General features: G+C 75.8%; 17 protein-coding genes. 10 read left to right on the forward strand and 7 right to left on the reverse strand.

What is annotated here, in order from left to right:
* Nucleotides 1-45 precede the first annotated feature (45 nt).
* The 3 genes from resB (at nt 46) to IN07_RS02240 (ending at nt 3,213) form a co-directional block, all read left to right on the forward strand.
* Nucleotides 46-1,698, forward strand: a complete 1,653-nt coding sequence (gene resB / locus IN07_RS02230) for a cytochrome c biogenesis protein ResB (RefSeq protein WP_036333152.1) — start codon at nt 46-48, stop codon at nt 1,696-1,698.
* The gene (gene ccsB / locus IN07_RS02235) at nt 1,695-2,678 is read left to right on the forward strand and encodes a c-type cytochrome biogenesis protein CcsB (protein ID WP_036333154.1); all 984 of its coding nucleotides are present in this window, start codon (nt 1,695-1,697) and stop codon (nt 2,676-2,678) included. The genes resB and ccsB overlap by 4 nt, the downstream gene beginning before the upstream one ends.
* A 133-nt stretch (nt 2,679-2,811) precedes the next feature.
* Nucleotides 2,812-3,213, forward strand: a complete 402-nt coding sequence (locus tag IN07_RS02240) for a hypothetical protein (RefSeq protein WP_036333156.1) — start codon at nt 2,812-2,814, stop codon at nt 3,211-3,213.
* A gap of 88 nt (nt 3,214-3,301) precedes the next feature.
* Here IN07_RS02240 and IN07_RS02245 read toward each other — a convergent pair whose 3' ends face one another.
* Nucleotides 3,302-3,544, reverse strand: a complete 243-nt coding sequence (locus IN07_RS02245) for a hypothetical protein (protein ID WP_036333158.1) — start codon at nt 3,542-3,544, stop codon at nt 3,302-3,304.
* Between the two features lie 130 nt (nt 3,545-3,674).
* Between IN07_RS02245 and IN07_RS02250 the strand changes: the two genes are divergently transcribed.
* Nucleotides 3,675-4,112, forward strand: a complete 438-nt coding sequence (locus IN07_RS02250) for an Lrp/AsnC family transcriptional regulator (RefSeq protein WP_036333160.1) — start codon at nt 3,675-3,677, stop codon at nt 4,110-4,112.
* The gene (locus IN07_RS02255; protein WP_036333162.1) at nt 4,105-4,428 is read left to right on the forward strand and encodes a DUF4229 domain-containing protein; all 324 of its coding nucleotides are present in this window, start codon (nt 4,105-4,107) and stop codon (nt 4,426-4,428) included. Before IN07_RS02250 ends, IN07_RS02255 begins: the two co-directional genes overlap by 8 nt.
* A gap of 46 nt (nt 4,429-4,474) precedes the next feature.
* Here IN07_RS02255 and IN07_RS02260 read toward each other — a convergent pair whose 3' ends face one another.
* From IN07_RS02260 to IN07_RS02275, 4 genes are read right to left on the reverse strand one after another with little or no spacing between them, the layout of a single operon-like run.
* Nucleotides 4,475-5,344, reverse strand: coding sequence for a 1,4-dihydroxy-2-naphthoate polyprenyltransferase (locus IN07_RS02260; RefSeq protein WP_036333164.1), 870 nt, complete (start codon nt 5,342-5,344; stop codon nt 4,475-4,477).
* Entirely contained in the window at nt 5,344-6,489 is a 1,146-nt protein-coding gene (gene menE / locus IN07_RS02265; protein WP_231557955.1) for an o-succinylbenzoate--CoA ligase, read from the reverse strand. The genes IN07_RS02260 and menE overlap by 1 nt, the downstream gene beginning before the upstream one ends.
* Nucleotides 6,490-6,516: 27 nt before the next feature.
* Nucleotides 6,517-7,074, reverse strand: a complete 558-nt coding sequence (locus tag IN07_RS02270) for a hypothetical protein (protein WP_036333166.1) — start codon at nt 7,072-7,074, stop codon at nt 6,517-6,519.
* Nucleotides 7,067-7,768, reverse strand: coding sequence for a CDP-alcohol phosphatidyltransferase family protein (locus IN07_RS02275; RefSeq protein WP_197058316.1), 702 nt, complete (start codon nt 7,766-7,768; stop codon nt 7,067-7,069). The genes IN07_RS02270 and IN07_RS02275 overlap by 8 nt, the downstream gene beginning before the upstream one ends.
* A 125-nt stretch (nt 7,769-7,893) precedes the next feature.
* On the opposite strand from IN07_RS02275, the gene IN07_RS02280 reads away from it, so the two are divergent.
* Together IN07_RS02280 and menD are read left to right on the forward strand one after the other, a co-directional pair.
* On the forward strand, nt 7,894-8,856 hold the full coding sequence (locus IN07_RS02280) for an o-succinylbenzoate synthase (RefSeq protein WP_052090567.1): 963 nt from the start codon (nt 7,894-7,896) through the stop codon (nt 8,854-8,856).
* Entirely contained in the window at nt 8,853-10,598 is a 1,746-nt protein-coding gene (gene menD, locus IN07_RS02285; RefSeq protein ID WP_036333168.1) for a 2-succinyl-5-enolpyruvyl-6-hydroxy-3-cyclohexene-1-carboxylic-acid synthase, read from the forward strand. Before IN07_RS02280 ends, menD begins: the two co-directional genes overlap by 4 nt.
* A gap of 12 nt (nt 10,599-10,610) precedes the next feature.
* Here menD and IN07_RS23725 read toward each other — a convergent pair whose 3' ends face one another.
* Nucleotides 10,611-13,316 carry a putative bifunctional diguanylate cyclase/phosphodiesterase gene (locus IN07_RS23725; protein WP_052090570.1) on the reverse strand — a complete coding sequence of 902 codons (2,706 nt, stop codon included), beginning with the start codon at nt 13,314-13,316 and terminating at the stop codon, nt 10,611-10,613.
* A gap of 112 nt (nt 13,317-13,428) precedes the next feature.
* Nucleotides 13,429-14,703, reverse strand: coding sequence for an isochorismate synthase (locus IN07_RS02295; RefSeq protein WP_036333170.1), 1,275 nt, complete (start codon nt 14,701-14,703; stop codon nt 13,429-13,431).
* A gap of 38 nt (nt 14,704-14,741) precedes the next feature.
* On the opposite strand from IN07_RS02295, the gene IN07_RS02300 reads away from it, so the two are divergent.
* The 3 genes from IN07_RS02300 (at nt 14,742) to IN07_RS02310 (ending at nt 16,454) form a co-directional block, all read left to right on the forward strand.
* Nucleotides 14,742-15,458, forward strand: a complete 717-nt coding sequence (locus tag IN07_RS02300; RefSeq protein ID WP_081975117.1) for a demethylmenaquinone methyltransferase — start codon at nt 14,742-14,744, stop codon at nt 15,456-15,458.
* 196 nt (nt 15,459-15,654) lie between these two features.
* Nucleotides 15,655-15,858 carry a hypothetical protein gene (locus tag IN07_RS25045; RefSeq protein WP_036333173.1) on the forward strand — a complete coding sequence of 68 codons (204 nt, stop codon included), beginning with the start codon at nt 15,655-15,657 and terminating at the stop codon, nt 15,856-15,858.
* A 233-nt stretch (nt 15,859-16,091) separates the two neighbouring features.
* Nucleotides 16,092-16,454, forward strand: a complete 363-nt coding sequence (locus tag IN07_RS02310; protein WP_081975124.1) for an NADH-quinone oxidoreductase subunit A — start codon at nt 16,092-16,094, stop codon at nt 16,452-16,454.
* Nucleotides 16,455-16,472: the final 18 nt, after the last annotated feature.

The raw sequence follows: 16,472 nt of genomic DNA on the forward strand, positions 1-16,472 counted from the left end.
AGCACGCCCTGTCGCCGGGGCGACGAGCGCCAGCGAGGAGGCCCGGTGACCGCCACCGCCCCGCCGCGCCCGGCCGCACCGGCCAGCCCGCCGTCCCCGCCCTCGCCCGGCCGCCGGGTGGCGGGCCGGCTGCTGCGCTGGTGGCGTCAGCTCACCGCGATGCGCACAGCGCTGATCCTGCTGTTCCTGCTGGCCGTCGCGGCGATCCCGGGGTCGCTGCTGCCGCAGCGGTCGCTGTCGCAGAGCGACGTGGCCGGCTACCTGGCCGAGTACCCCACGCTCGGACCCTGGCTCGACCGGCTGTACCTGTTCGACGTCTTCAGCTCGCCCTGGTTCGCGGCGATCTACCTGCTGCTGTTCATCTCGCTGATCGGCTGCGTCGTGCCCCGGGCGATCGAGCACGGCCGGTCGCTGTTCACCCCGCCGCCGACGGCACCCCGACACCTGCAGCGGCTGCCGGAGTCGGCGGCACTGACCACCTCGCTGGCCGGCCCGGCCGCGCTGGACGTGGTGGAGGAGGAGCTGCGGGTCCGCCGGTTCCGCGTCGTCCGCCGGGAGGGCCGGTCCGGTCCGGAGGCCTCCGCGGAGAAGGGCTACCTCCGGGAGACCGGCAACGTGCTGTTCCACCTCTCGCTGCTGGCGCTGCTGCTCGGCCTGGCCGGCGGGAAGCTCTGGGGCTACGAGGGCAGCATCCTGGTGACCGAGGGCCAGGGCTTCTGCAACGCGTTCCAGCAGTACGACACCCACCGGTCCGGGCCGCTGGTCGACGGTGAGGACCTCTCGCGGCTGTGCGTGGACCTCGAGGACTTCGAGGCGGAGTACGAGGAGAACCTCACCGCCGCCTCGTACACCGCGGACATCAACTGGGAGCTGGACGGCGCCGACCCGGTGGGCACCACCATCGGGGTCAACGACCCGCTGCGGGTGGGCGGCGACCGGGTCTACGTCACCGGGCACGGCTTCAGCCCCGTCTTCAGCATCACCCGGCCGGACGGCCAGACGTTCACCGACCTCTCCGCGCCGTTCCTCCCGGCCGACCTGGGGACGATGCTCAGCCAGGGGGTGCTGAAGGTGCCCGACCTGGGTGCCGGCTCGACCGAGCAGCTGGCGATCGAGGGCTTCCTCGCCCCGACCGGTGTGCTGGAGGCCGGCTTCCTGACCTCGATCAACCCGCGGCCGCTGGACCCGAAGGTCGGCATCGACGTCTACACCGGCTACCTGGGGCTGGACTCCGGCCTGCCGCAGTCGGTCTACGCGCTGGACCGGGAGCAGATCGACCGGGGCCTGCTGAACCGGGTGGCCCGGACGAACCTCGCCGTGGGGGAGTCGACCACCCTGCCCGACGGCACCGTCGTCACCTTCAGCGGCCTGAAGGAGTTCGCGGCGCTGCAGGTGTCGCACGACCCCGGCCAGGTGTGGGTGCTCGGGGCGTCGATCGCCGTCCTGGTGGGCCTGCTGGGCATGCTGCTGGTGCGCCGGGAACGGGTGTTCGCCCGCTCCGACCCCGCCCCGGACGGCGGGGGTACCGTGCTGTCGATCGGCTCGCTGACCCGCGGCAGCGCTGACACCGGTCCCCGCTTCACCTCGCTCACCGAGGACGTGCAGGCAGCCCTGGCCGCCCGCGCCGACGCCCCGGCGAGCACCCCAGCGGCCCGTGGACACGGGCCGGCACCCGATGAGGAGGCACCGCCGTCGTGATCGACGAGTCGTTGGCCGCACTGTCCGACACCCTGTTCTCGATCAGCGTCGGCCTGTACTCCCTGGCTGTGGTCGCCTTCTGCGCCGAGCTGGCCTTCGGCCGGTCCGTCCGCGGGCGCAGCGAGCAGCTGGTCGCCGCCGGGGGCGTCCCCGCCCAGCCGCCGGTCGACGTCCGGGCCGCCGGCGAGCCGGTCGAGCCGACGCGGGCCCGCCGGCTGGGCCTGGTCGCGATGGTGCTGACCGGCCTCGGCGCGGTCGCCCACGCCGGGGTGCTGGTGGCGCGGGGCATGGCCACCGACCGGTTGCCCTGGGGCAACATGTACGAGTTCGCCACCGCGGTGGTCCTGGTCGCGGTCGTGGCCTACCTGGTGCTCGCCGTGCGGGCGCCGTCGCTGCGGCACATCGGCGTCTTCCTGCTGGCGCCCGTGGTGCTGTCGATGGTGCTGATCGGGCTGTTCCTGTACGCCGAGGCCGGCCCGCTGGTGGCCGCCCTGCGGTCCAGCTGGCTGGCGATCCACGTGAGCACCGCCACCATCGGGTTCGGCATCTTCTTCGTCAGCGGCATCGCCAGCGCGCTCTACCTGGTGCGCAGCCGGCGGGACGCGACGGTGGCCGCCGGTGCCGCCACGGGTGCACCCGCTGCCCCGTCGCTGCTGGACCGGCTGCCCACGGCGGCGGCGCTGGACCGCACGGCCCACCGCACCGCCGTCTTCGGCTTCCCCATCTGGACCTTCGCGGTCATCGCCGGTGCGATCTGGGCGGAGAGCGCCTGGGGCCGGTTCTGGGGCTGGGACCCGAAGGAGACCTGGGCGTTCATCGCCTGGATCGTGTACGCGGCCTACCTGCACGCCCGCACCACGGCCGGTTGGCGGGGGCGCCCCTCGGCGTGGATCAACATCGTCGGCCTCGTGGTGATGATCTTCAACCTGCTGTTCGTCAACCTGGTGTCGACCGGCCTGCACAGCTACGGCGGCGTCTGACGCCTCCGGGTTCTCAGGCCGGTCACCCACTGTCACGATCGGGTGGAACAGGACGCGCGACTCCTGGGACGGTGCGCCCCAGGGCGCGCACCGTGTCATCCTGACCGCATGACTGAGCGCGGTCGAGTTCACCGTGGGTAGGCACTCGGCGGGGAACGGTGCCCGCGTCGACCCGATCGTCGCGGCCGCGCTGCGGCAGCGGACGACGTCGGTGGAGCCGGGCCCGCCCCGGCACGCGCCCGGCCTCCCGGACGGTCAGCAGGTCGACAGCCAGCAAGGGGAGAGCCAGCCGGACGGTGGCCTCGGCTGGCCCGGCGAGCCTGGTGAGGGCTCCGGCCTCGGCTGGCCGGACCGCGACGGCGCCACGCACCCCCCGGCCGCCGAGACGACGGATTCCACCACCGCGGTGGCCGTGACCCCCGTGGCGCCGGCGGCCGGGGACGGACGACCGGACCGGCGCCGGTCCGGTTGGCGCCGGTGGCTCGGGGGGAGCCCGGCCGCCTCGTCCGCGCGGTCGGGCAGCGACGCCGCCTGAGCAGGACGCCCAGGCGCAGCGAGCCGTCAGCCCCGGAGGGCTGACGGCTCGTGGTGCGTCCGGGAGCGGGCCGGCTGGCCCGCGGGTCTCAGTTCAGGCTGCCGTCGTCCCGACGGGCCCGTCGCTCCAGCTCACGCAGGAACTCCGGATCGTCGTCAGGGGCCACCGGCCGGGTGGGCCGCTGCGCCCGGGGTGGGCGGGGCCCACGCGGCGGGCGCTCCGGGCGACCGATGCCACCGGACCCCCCTCGGCCACCGTCCTGCGCCGACGCGGCGCGCATCACGAGCACGACCACGGCCACCGCGATCACCAACATCACCAGGAAGACCATCGGGCCACCCCCCTCATCGCCACCAATGTACGACCGCGGCGATACTCGGACCCGGTGATCTCCTGCCCGACCGGGGCGGGCCCTGCGCCGGCGGTCTGCCGGGCGCGCACCCGAGGAGCCGGAGGGCGACATCGACGCGGTCGACGAGCAGCTGATCAGCCTGTTGCGGGCCAACGGCCGGGCCAGCTACGCCGAGCTCGCCCGGCAGGTCGGGCTCTCGGCCCCCTCGGTGCACGAGCGGGTCGGCAAGCTGGAGGCAGCCGGTGTGATCACCGGCTACCAGGCCGTGGTCGACCCGGCATCGGTAGGGCTCGGGGTCACCGCCCTGGTCGGGGTGATCGAGAGCGACCAGGTCGACGACACCGGTCTGGAAGCGGCACTGGCGGAGCTGTCGTCGGTGGAGGACTGCTGGCGGGTCGCCGGCAGCGAGGGGTACGTGCTCAAGGTGCGGGTTCCCGACATCCGGGCACTGGAGGACACCATCAGTGCGTTGAACAGGGTCCGGGGCGTCGCACGCACCCGGACGACCGTGGTGTTGTCGACCAAGTGGGAGGGCCGTCGTGGCTGAGCAGATGAGGGCAGCCGGGGCGTCCGTGCCCGGGGGCACCGACGGCGGGGCGCCGAGCCGGGGTGGTGTCGCGAAGTGGCTGGCGATCTACACCCTCGGTCGGCTGGCGATCGCCGCGGCGCTGATCGGGCTGCTGTGGGTGCTCGGGCTGCCCGGCACCCCCGGCTTCCTGTTCGGGGTGCTGCTGGCGATGCCGGTGTCCTACCTGGCGCTGGGCCGGGTGCGCGAGCAGCTGACCGGTGCCCTGGTGGCGCGCAACGAGCGCAAGGAGCGGCTGCGGGCCGAGCTCCGCGGCACCGCCGCCGACGACGCCTGACGGCCCTGCTCCAGGGGCCGCTCGGAGCGGGCCCTGCAGTGAGGCCTCAGCTGAGGGCGAGGCCCAGGCCGAACAGGACGCCGGTGACCAGGGTGAGCTGACCGGTGGCCTTGAGCGCGCCGATCAGCGCCGGCCCGCGGCCGCCGCCCAGCACGGTGCGCACCGGCGGCACCGCGAGCGGTGCGGCGAGCAGGCCGAGCAGCGCCCAGGGCCGGACGACGCCGATCCCGGCGATCACGGCGAAGGCGACGACCAGCAGGCCGGTGTAGAAGACCCGGGTGCGGGCCTCGCCGAGCAGCACCGCCAGCGTCCGCTTGCCGACGGCGGCGTCCCCGTGCACGTCGCGCAGGTTGTTGACCACCAGCAGCGCCACCGAGAGCAGCCCGATCGGCACCGCCGCGGCGAACGCCAGCCCGTCCAGCGTCTCGGTCTGGGCGAACGTCGTCCCGACCACGGCGACCAGGCCGAAGAAGACGAACACGAAGACCTCGCCCAACGCCCGGTAGCCGTAGGGGATCGGGCCGCCGGTGTAGGTCCAGGCCGCCAGGATGCTCACCGCACCGACGGCGACCAGCCACCAGCTGGACACCGCCGCGAGCGCCAGGCCGGCCACCGCCGCCACCGCGAAGGACGCCAGCGCGGCGACCAGCACCTGGTGCGGGGTGGCCGCGCCGGAGCCGACCAGCCGCATCGGGCCGACCCGGTCGGCGTCGGTGCCGCGCTTCCCGTCGGAGTAGTCGTTGGCGTAGTTGACCGCCACCTGCAGCGCGAGCGCGACGGCCAGGGCGAGCAGCGCGGGCACCAGCCGGAAGCCGTCGAGCGCGGCCGCCGTGCCGGAGCCGACGAGCACCGGGGCGAGCGCGGCGGGCAGCGTGCGGGGTCGGGCCCCTGCCAGCCACTGGGCGGGGGTGGCCATCAGTCGGTTCCTCTCAGCGTGCGTGCGACGGCCCGGCGGTCGGGCTTGCCGGTGTGCAGGGTGGGCAGCGCGTCGACGACCGTCAGCTCGCGGGGGGCGGCGGCCGCGCCGAGCCGGGCGGTGACCCAGGGGCGCAGCTCGGCCAGGTCCGGGGTGGCGCCGGAGGCGGCGACGACGGCGGTGACCACCCGCTGCCCCCACTCGGGGTCGGGGAGCCCGGTGACGACGGCGTCGGTGACCGACGGGTGCTCGCGCAGCAGCGCCTCCACGGCCTGGGGGGACACGTTGACCCCGCCGCTGATCACCACGTCGTCCAGCCGGCCGTGCACGGTGAGCCGGCCGGCGTCGTCCAGCGAGCCGGCGTCCCGGGTGCGGAACCAGCCGTCGCGGAAGGCGGCCGCCGTCCCGGCCGGGTCGAGCCGGTAGCCCGACGCCAGCACCGGGCCGGCCAGCTCGATGCCGTCGGTCACCCGCACGGAGACCCCCGCCAGCGGCACGCCGTCGTAGACGCAGCCGCTGGCGGTCTCGCTCATGCCGTAGGCGGTGCGCACCTGCACGCCGGCGCGGCGGGCGGCGGCGAGCAGGGCGGGGTCGGTGGCGGCGCCGCCGATCAGCACGCCGTCGAAGGAGGTCAGCACGGCAGGCTCATCGGCCAGGTACCGGCGCAGCTGGGTGGGCACCAGGGCGACGTAGCGGCGGTCGCCGGCCGGCAGCCGGGCCGCGGCGGTGGCCAGCGACTCGCCCCGGCTGAGGACGACGGGCTCCCGGCCGGCCAGCGCGGTCCGGACGAGCACCTGCAGCCCGCCGATCGCCGAGGTCGGCAGGGCGAGCAGCCAGCTGCCGGGGCCGCCCAGCCGGTCGGCGGTGGCGGCCGCCGAGGCCCGGAGCGCCGCCGCGGAGAGCAGCACGCCCTTACCCGCACCGGTCGACCCGGATGTCACCACGACCAGGTCCGTGCCCGGCTCCAGCGGCTCGTCGGGCCGGAGCACCGCACGCGCGGCGTCGGCGGGCCCGGTGCCGGCGGGCAGCACGGCCAGCGGCCCGTCGCCGTCCAGGCTGCGGAGGAGCGCCGGCCAGACGGTGGACAGCACCGCCGCGGCCGCCTCCGGCGGCGGCGCGGCCACGAGGGTCAGCTGCCGGTGCACGAGGAGTCAGGCTACGGCGGCCCGCACTCAGAACAGGTCGGGCACCAGCGCCAGGACGACGAACCGGATGGCGCGGCCGACCAGGCAGGTCACCACGAACGCCCGCAGGCTCATCTTCGACGTCCCGGCGTAGAAGGCGATCGCCAGCAGCGGCGGGATGCCCACCGAGCCGCTGAGCAGCACCACCCCCGGGCCCCCGCGGCCGGACAGCAGCGCGACGCCCCGGGCGTTGACCCGGCTCAGCCAGCGGCCCACCGGCCGGAGCGCCCGCTTCACCGGCCCGCCCGGGGGTGGCTCCCCAGCCGCCTCGGCGGCGGCGATGGCGGCCGCCTCCGCCGCCCCGCGCTCGCGCAGCCGCTCCAGCCAGCGGGAGCTGGTCGCGCCCCGGGCGGCGGAGAACAACAGCACCTTGCCCGCGGTCTGGCCGATCGCCGCGGCCACGGCGCCGGCGACGGCCACTGTGGGGGACTGGGCGACCGCCAGGCCGATCACGTAGGCCTCCACCGGCAGGAACGGCGTGACGGCGGAGACCGCGCCGACCACCAGGCCGAGCGCGATCAGGCCGATCGTGCCGGCGTCAGGCACGGGCGGCGGCGCCCGAGGTCGGCTGCCGGACGTGCACCGGGTCGCTGGGCAGGGGCAGCCGCAGCACCCGGCCCAGTGACCAGACCTTGATCACCAGCACCACCGAGGCGGCGACCAGGGCCACCCGCTGGTCGGGCAGGAACACCAGCAGCAGGACCAGCAGGGTGGTGTTGGTGACCTTGGCGACCACGTGCCAGTTCAGCGTCCAGGCCAGCCGGTCGACGAGGAAGAAGTAGTTGGGCGAGAGCACCGGCCAGCGCATCGGCAGCAAGGTCAGCGGCAGGTCGACCACGACGAACTGGAAGAGGAAGACCGCGACCGGCCACGGTGCGTCGATGAACATCAGCAGCACCAGGGCGCAGCTGATGCAGTTGATCCGGTCGCAGACCACGTCGAACACCGCGCCGAAGCGGGTCTCTTGGTGCCGCCAGCGGGCGACGTTGCCGTCGGCGGAGTCGCCGATCCAGTAGGTCAGGTAGGCGGCGAGCAGCCACGGCCAGGAGTGCTGGACGGCAGCGGTGGTCACCAGCGCCAGCGACGCCAACGTGCGCACCACGGTGACGAGGTTCGCGGCGTTGCGCAGCTGTCGGGGGTCCTCGCAGGCGCAGCCGCGCACGCCGCACCGCACCGGCAGCCCGGGACGGCGGGGGGTGCGGTCGACGGTGACGGTCCCTGGAGCCGTCGAGTGGGCCACGGGGGACCTCCGGGTCTCGGGCGCGCCGGATCGGGGCGGCGCTGCGGAGTGCACGCTAGGGGTCGGTTGGCCTGTGCACCAGGACCGCCCCCGGGTGTCCCGCCCGCCCGCCTACGCTGTCGGCCGTGGTCACCGCCCCTCCCGACGCCGCAGCGGCGGCCCTGGCGGTGCACGTCTGGTCGGTGCCGATGCGCACCCGGTTCCGCGGCATCGACGTCCGCGACGGGGTGCTGGTGCGCGGCCCGGCCGGCTGGGGCGAGTTCTCCCCGTTCTGGGACTACGACGTCACCGAGAGCCGCCGCTGGTGGGCCGCGGCGCACGAGTCCGCCGTCCTCGGCTGGCCCGACCCGCTGCGGGACAGCGTGCCGGTCAACGTCACGGTGCCGGCCGTGGAACCGGACCGGGCACACGCCATCGTGACGGGGTCGGGGTGCCGGACCGCGAAGGTGAAGGTCGCCGAGCCCGGCCAGTCCGCCGCCGACGACCTGGCCCGGGTGGAGGCGGTGCGCGATGCGCTCGGCCCGGCCGGGGCGATCCGGGTGGACGCCAACGCCGCCTGGGACGTCGACACCGCGGTCGCGCGGTTGCGCGAGCTGGACCGGGTGGGCCTGGAGTACGCCGAGCAGCCCTGCGCCACGATCGGTGAGCTGGCGGCGGTGCGCCGGCGGGTGGAGGTGCGGGTGGCCGCCGACGAGGTGGTCCGCCGCGCCGCCGACCCCCGCGAGGTCGACCTGCGCGAGGCGGCCGACGTCGTGGTGCTGAAGGTGCAGCCGCTGGGCGGGGTGCGGGCGGCGCTGGCGGTGGCCGAGGCGCACGGGCTGCCGTGCGTGGTCTCCTCGGCGCTGGAGAGCTCGGTCGGGATCGCCGCCGGCGTCGCGCTGGCCGCCGCGCTGCCGGAGCTGCCGTTCGCCTGCGGCCTGGCCACGGTCGCGCTGTTCACCGACGACGTCACCGGTGAGCCGCTGCTGCCGGTCGACGGTGCGCTGCCGGTGCGCCGCCCGGAGCCCGACCGGCTCGCCGAGACCGCGGCCGAGCCGGCGGTCGAGCAGCGCTGGCGTGCCCGGCTGGCCGCGGTGACGGCCCCGTGAACCCGGCCACCGCCTTCGCCCGGGTGCTCGTCGACGAACTGGTCCGCGGCGGCGTCACCGACGCGGTGGTCGCCCCCGGCTCCCGCTCCGCACCGGTCGCCCTGGCGCTGGCCGACGCCGAGACGGCGGGCCGGCTGCGGCTGCACGTGCGGATCGACGAGCGGACGGCGGCGTTCCTCGCGCTCGGGCTGGCGAAGGCCGCCGGGCGGCCGGTGCCGGTGCTGACCACCTCCGGGACGGCGACCGCCCACCTGCACGCGGCGGTGCTGGAGGCGCACGAGAGCGGGGTGCCCGTGCTGGCGCTGACCGCGGACCGCCCGCCGGAGCTGCGCGCCACCGGCGCGAACCAGACGATCGACCAGGTCGGCCTCTACGGCGGTGCGGTGCGCTGGGCACTGGACGTCGGGGTGCCCGAACCGGGTCGCGAGGCGGCGCAGAACAGGTACTGGCGGTCGGTCGTCGCCAAGGCGCTGCTCGTGGCCCGGGGTGCGCTGTCCGGCGACCCCGGTCCGGTGCACCTGAACCTGGCCCTCCGTGAGCCGCTCATGCCTGATGGCGGCGGGGAGCGACCGGCGCCGCTCTCGGGTGAGTTCACCGGGCGTCCGGACGGTGCGCCGTGGACCACCTCGGCCGGTGACGGGACGCGGAGCGCACCGCTGACCGGCGGCGAGCCGGCCGGCGGGGGGCGCACCCTGCTCGTCGCCGGGGACGCCCCCTCCGCGGTCGGGCGGGCTGCTGCCGTCGTCGCCGACCAGCGGGGCTGGCCGGTGCTGGCGGAGCCCAGCAGCGGGGCCTGGGGGGCGAGCGGGGCGGTGCGCGGCTCCGCCCTGCTGCTGGGAGCTGCCGACTGGCTGGCCGCACACCGGCCCGACCGGGTGGTCGTCGTCGGCCGGCCCACCCTCTCCCGGCCGGTCAACGCCCTGCTGGGCGACCCGGCGGTGACCGTGGAGACCTACGGGCCCTCGCCGCGCTGGGCCGACCCGGGCCGGGGCAGCAGCGTCGTCGGCAGCGCCCAGCTGGACCCGGGCCTGGCCCTGCGCGACCCCGGGCCGCGGGGCGGCGGGGAGTGGGCGGCTGAGTGGGCCGAGGCCGCCCGGCTGGTCGGGGCGGCGGTCGACGCGGAGCTGGACGACGTCCCCGGGCGCGGGCTGACCGCGGCCCGGCTGGCCCGGGACCTGGTGGCCACGCTGCCGGCCGGCGCGCTGCTGGTGCTGGGCTCCTCCACGCCGGTGCGCGACGTCGACCGGCTGGCCGTGCCGCGGCCGGGGCTGACCGTGCTGGCCAACCGGGGGGTGGCCGGCATCGACGGCACGATCTCCACCGCGGTCGGGGCCGCGCTGGCGCACCAAGGGGCCGGTGGCGGTCCGGCGTTCGCGCTGATGGGCGACCTCACGTTCCTGCACGACCTGACCGGGCTGCTGCCCGGGGCGGGTGAGCTGCGGCCGGACCTGACCGTCGTCGTCCCGGACAACGACGGGGGCGGCATCTTCGCCCAGCTGGAGCCGGGGCAGCCGCAGTACGCGGCCAGCTACCGGCGGGTGTTCGGCACCCCGCACGGCCGGGACCTGGTGGCGGTGGCCCGCTCGCTCGGCTGGGCGGCGACCGCGGTCAGCGACCCCTCGCAGCTGGTGGCCGCGCTGGGCGCCGGCGGGCCGCGGGTGGTCGTCGTCCGCACCGAAGCCGCCGCCGAGGCGGCCCTGGCCACGCGGCTGCGCGCGGCCGCCGTCACCGCCCTCGGCTAGGCCGGCGCCGGTTCAGGCCTGGGCGACGGGCAGGTCGCCGGCGATGGGCGCCGGCCGCGGGCGGGGCAGCGCCGGTGTGCCGGAGGCCTCGGCGAGCAGCAGCAGTTCGGCCTCGTCGGCCTCCAGCGGCTTGGCGAACAGCCAGCCCTGGGCAAGGTCGCAGCGCTCCGCGCGCAGCCGGTCCCGCTGGACCTCGGTCTCCACGCCCTCGGCGACGACCTCCAGCCGCAGCGTGCGGCCCAGCTGGACCAGCCCGTGCACGATCGCCGCGTCGTCGGCCGAGCCGTCGAGCAGGTTCACGAACGAGCGGTCGATCTTGAGCACGTCGACGTCGAACTGGCGCAGGTAGCTCAGCGAGGAATAGCCGGTGCCGAAGTCGTCCAGGGCCAGCCGGGTGCCCAGCGCGCGCAGCTCCAGGAGCCGCTCGGCCGCCGCGTCCGGGTCGGTGACCAGCGCGGTCTCGGTGACCTCCAGGACCAGCGAGGACGGCGCGATGCCGCTGGAGGTCAGCGCCTCGGCGACGTGGTCGACCAGGGTGCTGCCGACCAGCTGGCGCGCGGAGACGTTGACCGCCATGGACAGCGGCGTGGCCCGGGGGTGGGCGCGCTGCCAGCGGGCAGCCGTGCGGGTGGCCTCGGCGAGCACCCAGCGACCGATCGGCACGATGTGCCCGGAGTCCTCGGCGACCGGGACGAACCGGTCCGGCCCGATGGCGCCGAGGGTGGGGTGCTGCCAGCGGAGCAGCGCCTCGAAGCCGACCACCCGCTCGGTCTGCAGGTCGACGACCGGCTGGTAGACCAGCCGGAGCTGGCCGGCGGCGAGTGCCCCACCCAGCTCCCGCTCCAGCTGGATCCGCTCGAGCGCGGCGGCGCGCATCTGCGGGGCGAACACGACCCACTGGGCCCGGCCGGCGGCCTTGGCCCGGTACATGGCGATGTCGGCGTCGCGGAACAACGACAGCGGGGTCGCCTCGGGCTCGGCGGCGACGATGCCGATGCTCGCGGCCACGGTGACCCGGTGGCCGTGCAGCAGCACCGGCTCGCCGAGGACCTGCAGCAGCCGCTCGGCCAGCGAGGCGGCGGCCGGCAGGCCGCCCCGGGTGTCGTCGATGAGGACGGCGAACTCGTCGCCGCCCAGCCGGGCCACCGTGTCGGTCGCACGGACGACGCCCTGCAGTCGCTCGGCGACCGTGCGGAGCAGGTCGTCCCCGGCCAGGTGGCCGAGGCTGTCGTTGACGTCCTTGAACCCGTCGAGGTCCAGGCAGAGCACGATCGGCGGGCTGCCGGTGCGGCCGGCCCGGCGCAGCGCCTGCTCGGCGTGGTCCAGGAAGAGCGACCGGTTGGCCAGCCCGGTGAGCCCGTCGTAGAAGGCCTGGTGGGCCAGTTCCTGCTCGGCCAGCTTGCGGGCGGTGATGTCGTAGACGCTGATGGCGATGCCCCCGACGTCGGGGTCGTCTCGCAGGTCCACGACGCGGCCACCCAGCCACACCGTGCCGCCGGTGGGGTGGTCGCCCCGCAGCTCCAGCTCGACCGGCTGACCCGGCACGAGCCGGGCCCGGTCGAGGGTGGCCAGGACGTCGGCGGGGTCCACACCGACGCCGCTGAGCAGCTGTGGCAGCGAGCGCCCGGTGCAGCCCGGGCGCCCGAGCAGCGCGGCGAGCGACCGGGAGTCCGAGGTGAGCCGCCCGTCACGGTCGACGACGGCCACCGCGTCGGAGGAGGTCACCGCCAGTGCCTCGTAGCGCCGGGCCAACGAGTGGACCTCGGCCCGGGCACGGCTCTGGTCGGTGAGCAGCCGCTGGGCGCGCACGATCATCAGCACGGTCAGCGTGGAGGTGGCCAGCAGGCCCGGCAGCGGGTCGATGTCCTCCCCGGCCACCCAGGCCCGGAGCTCGAACGCCCCGGGCACCAGCAGCGGCAGGAAGGCCAGGGTCATCCGCCAGCGCCCGGTCCCGGGCGTGACCGTCGGGCCGGCCGGGAGGTCCGAGCGGTCCCTCCAGGGCAGCGCGGCGAACGCGGCCGCACCGATCAGCCAGCCGGCGTCCAGCCAGCCGCTGACCGTGTTCGGGGCCGCCAGCAGCAGCCAGGCCAGGTCGGAGGCGAGCCAGGCGGTAGAGCCCAGGCCGAGCAGCAGCGCCGGCACCCCGATCCGCGACTGCACGACCATGCCGCGCACCACCAGGCCGATGACCACCGCGTCCAGCAGCGGGTAGGCAGCCCAGACGGCCCGGGTGCCCAGCGGCAGGCTGTCGTCGGTCAGCGTCGAGTGCACGGAGCTCTGCCAGACCACCAGCAGGGCGATCACCAGCACGGCAGCGCCGTCGAGCAGGGCGTGGAACCGGGCCCGTGGGTGGGGGTCGCCGTCGCCGGCGTAGACCAGCAGTGCGGCCCCCAGGGCGCAGTAGGAGGACAGGTAGGCGGCGTCGGCCACCGAGACGTCCGGCGGGGCATCGGCCAGCCACGCCTGGAGCTGCCAGAGGAGGTCGCCGAGGGCGTTGAGCGAGACGGCGACCGCGACCCACCGGGCCGCCGGCCCCGGGCGGCACCGCCGGACGCCCAGCCAGGCGGCGACCGCGGCGGTGATGCTGACGAGCAGGGAGACGACCGAGGACACGGTCTCGCCGCCGGTGGACCCGACCAGGACGATGAGGGCAGCGGCCAGCAGCAGCCACGCGGCGACGGCCGTACGCCCGCCACCGTTCAGCGTCCTGCTGTCCATCCGTCGTCCCCCTGTCGGTGTTCCCGTTCTGGAGACTGTCGGGACGCCGGCGGCTCGTCTTCACCTGAGGGGGGCACTCAGGCGGTGTGATCCCCCCTTCCGGGGGAGGGAGTCAGTCCTCCAGGGCGGCCTGGAAGGCAGCCAGCTTCGCCTGGGTCTCGGCCAGCTCGGCGATCGGGTCGGAGTCGGCGACGATGCCGCACCCGGCGAACAGCCGGGCCTGCCGCCCCCCGTCGGCCCCGGTCAGCTGCGCGCAGCGCAGCGCCAGCCCGAACTCCCCGTCGCCGCGCGCGTCGAGCCAGCCGACCGGCCCGGCGTAGCGGCCGCGGTCCATCCCCTCGAGCTCGGCGATCACCCGGGCCGCGCCGGCGGTCGGGGTGCCGCAGACCGCGGCGGTGGGGTGCACGGCGCCGACCAGTTCCAGCAGTCCGGTGGCGTCGTCGTCCCGCTGGCGGCCGCGGACGTCGCTGGCCAGGTGCCGGACGTTGGGCAGGGTGAGCACGCTGGGCTGCTCGGGGACGACCAGCTCGTCGACGAACGGCCGGAGCGCGTCGGCGAGGGAGTCGACGGCGTAGGCGTGCTCGGCGTGGTCCTTGACCGAGGTCTGCAGGCCCACCGCCAGCCGGTCGTCCTCCGCGCCGGCGCCCCGCGGGGCGGTGCCGGCCAGCACCCGGGCGTCCAGCTCGCGGCCGGTCCGGCGCAGCAGCAGCTCGGGGGTGGCGCCGAGCAGGCCGTCGACGGCGAACGTCCAGGTGTCCGGGAACCGCTCGGCCAGGCGGAGCAGCAGCCGGCGGGGGTCCAACGGCCGGTCGGCGCTGACCAGCAGGTCGCGGGCCAGCACCACCTTGTCCAGCTCGCCGGCGTCGATCCGGGCGACCGCGGCGGCGACGGCGCCGCACCAGGCCATCGGGTCGAGGGCGCCGTCGGCGTAGGCGAGCCGGCCGATCGAGGTGGCCGCGTGCTGCGGTGAGGTCTCGACGACGGCGAGGTCCTCGTCGTCCGCGTCGCCGGTGACGGTCACCCAGGTGCACCCGTCGCGGCGGCCCACGACCACCTCGGGGACGACGAAGACCGACGTCCCCTCCGCCGGGTCGAAGGCCACGGAGGCGAAGAGGACCGGCCCGGAGCCGGGGACGCCGACCGGGTCGTGGACCTCGGTACCGGCGCAGCGCTGGGCCCACCAGTCGGCGGCCTCGGCGAGCGCACCGGGGCCGGACACCTCCAGCCGGGCCGCCTCGCCCCAGCCGATCAGGCCCTCGCCGCGGCGCACCCAGGCGAGCGCGCCGTCGCGGGGGAGCAGGGTCAGCAGCGGCGTGCGCCGGGCGCCCAGGGGGGTGGTGGTGACCGCTGCCGCGCTGGTCGCGGTGCGTGCGGCTGCCGTGGTCACCGCTCCAGGGTAGGAGGGGCGCAGGTAGCGTCGCCGTCGTGGCGACCGGGGAACGGGCTGGGACGGCGGGGACGCGAGCCGGGCTGGACAAGCGGCCGGCGGAGGTCGCGGCGATGTTCGACCGGGTCGCCGGCCGGTACGACCTGACCAACACGGTGCTCTCCGCCGGGCTGGACGCCGGCTGGCGCCGGGCCACCCGCGAGGCGCTGGGTGCGCGGCCGGGTGCGACCGTGCTCGACGTCGCGGCCGGGACGGCGGTCTCCACCGTCGAGCTCGCCGCCGGGGGAGTGCACGCGATCGCCTGCGACTTCTCCCAGGGCATGCTGCGCGCCGGGGCGTCCCGGCCGGTACCGAAGGTGGCCGGGGACGCGATGGCGCTGCCGCTGGCCGACGAGAGCGTCGACGGTGTCGTCATCTCCTTCGGGCTGCGCAACGTGGCCGACCCGCAGGCGGCGCTCCGCGAGTTCTCCCGGGTGACCAGGCCCGGCGGCACGCTGGTGGTCTGCGAGTTCTCCAGCCCGGTGTGGAGGCCGTTCCGCACCGTCTACACCGAGTACCTGATGCGGGCGCTGCCGATGATCGCGCGGGCGGTCAGCAGCAACCCGGAGGCCTACGTCTACCTGGCCGAGTCCATCCGGGCGTGGCCGCCGCAGCCGGAGCTGGCGCGGTGGCTGCAGGGCGCCGGCTGGGCCGACGTCGCGTGGCGCGATCTCACCGGCGGCGTCGTCGCCCTGCACCGCGGCACCCGCGTCTAGGGACGACTGCCCAGGGGGTGCCCACCTCCTGGCGCCCGCGCTCCTGCTGCTGGTCGCCGCGTCGGTCTCCGCTCGTCGAGTGTCGAGTCGTCGACGCCTCGTGCCCGGCGGAGACGTGCACAGCTCGTCACTCGGCGAGTCCCCGTCCCGGGCGGAGGGTGTTCCCCGGCCGCCCCGGGAGGAGCAGGCTCCGGGCATGACGATCCCGCCAACCCCCGCGCCCCCGTCGCTGACCGACCCGATCTCCCCGCCGGCCCCGGATCCCGTCCCGGGACCGGACCCGACCGACCCGATCTCCCCGACCGACCCGATCTCCCCGCCGGCCCCCGCGCCGGTCCCGGGACCGGGCCCGACCGACCCCACCGCGCCGCCGCCCACATCGGCCCCCGGGCCGCTGTGAGCCCACGATCAGCGCTCTGCGCGGCCTGTCAGGACCCCCGGTGTGAACTCGATCACCGGGGGTCCTGGTGTTCCGACACCCCTCGGCATAGGCTTCGACCACGAGACTTTGTGAACTTGTTCACAAGCAGACGGTGAACCAGTTCGCAGTCGTCGGTCCGGTGTCCACGAGCATGGGGAGGTCGTCGCAGTGTCCCGCCCGAAGACGTGCACGCCCCCGGTGGGGGGTGGCTGATGCTGTCGAACTACGTGCCCTTGGTCGGGCTCTTCGTGCTCGCGGCGGGCTTCGCGCTCTTCTCGGTCACCGCGGCCCCGTTCATCGGCCCGCGCCGCTACAACAGCGCGAAGGTGCAGGCCTACGAGTGCGGCATCGAGCCGGTCGACCAGCCGCTCACCGGCGGGCGGATCCCGGTCAAGTACTTCCTGACCGCGATGTTGTTCATCGTCTTCGACATCGAGATCGTCTTCCTCTACCCGTGGGCGGTCGCCAACGACGCGCTGGGCCTGTGGGGCCTCACCGCGATGGCCGTCTTCATCGGCACCGTCTTCATCGCCTTCGTCTACGAGTGGCGCCGCGGGGGGCTGGAGTGGGACTGACTCGCACCACACCGACCA

The sequence above is a fragment of the Modestobacter caceresii genome (genome assembly GCF_000761485.1).
Classification (GTDB): Bacteria; Actinomycetota; Actinomycetes; order Mycobacteriales; family Geodermatophilaceae; genus Modestobacter; species Modestobacter caceresii.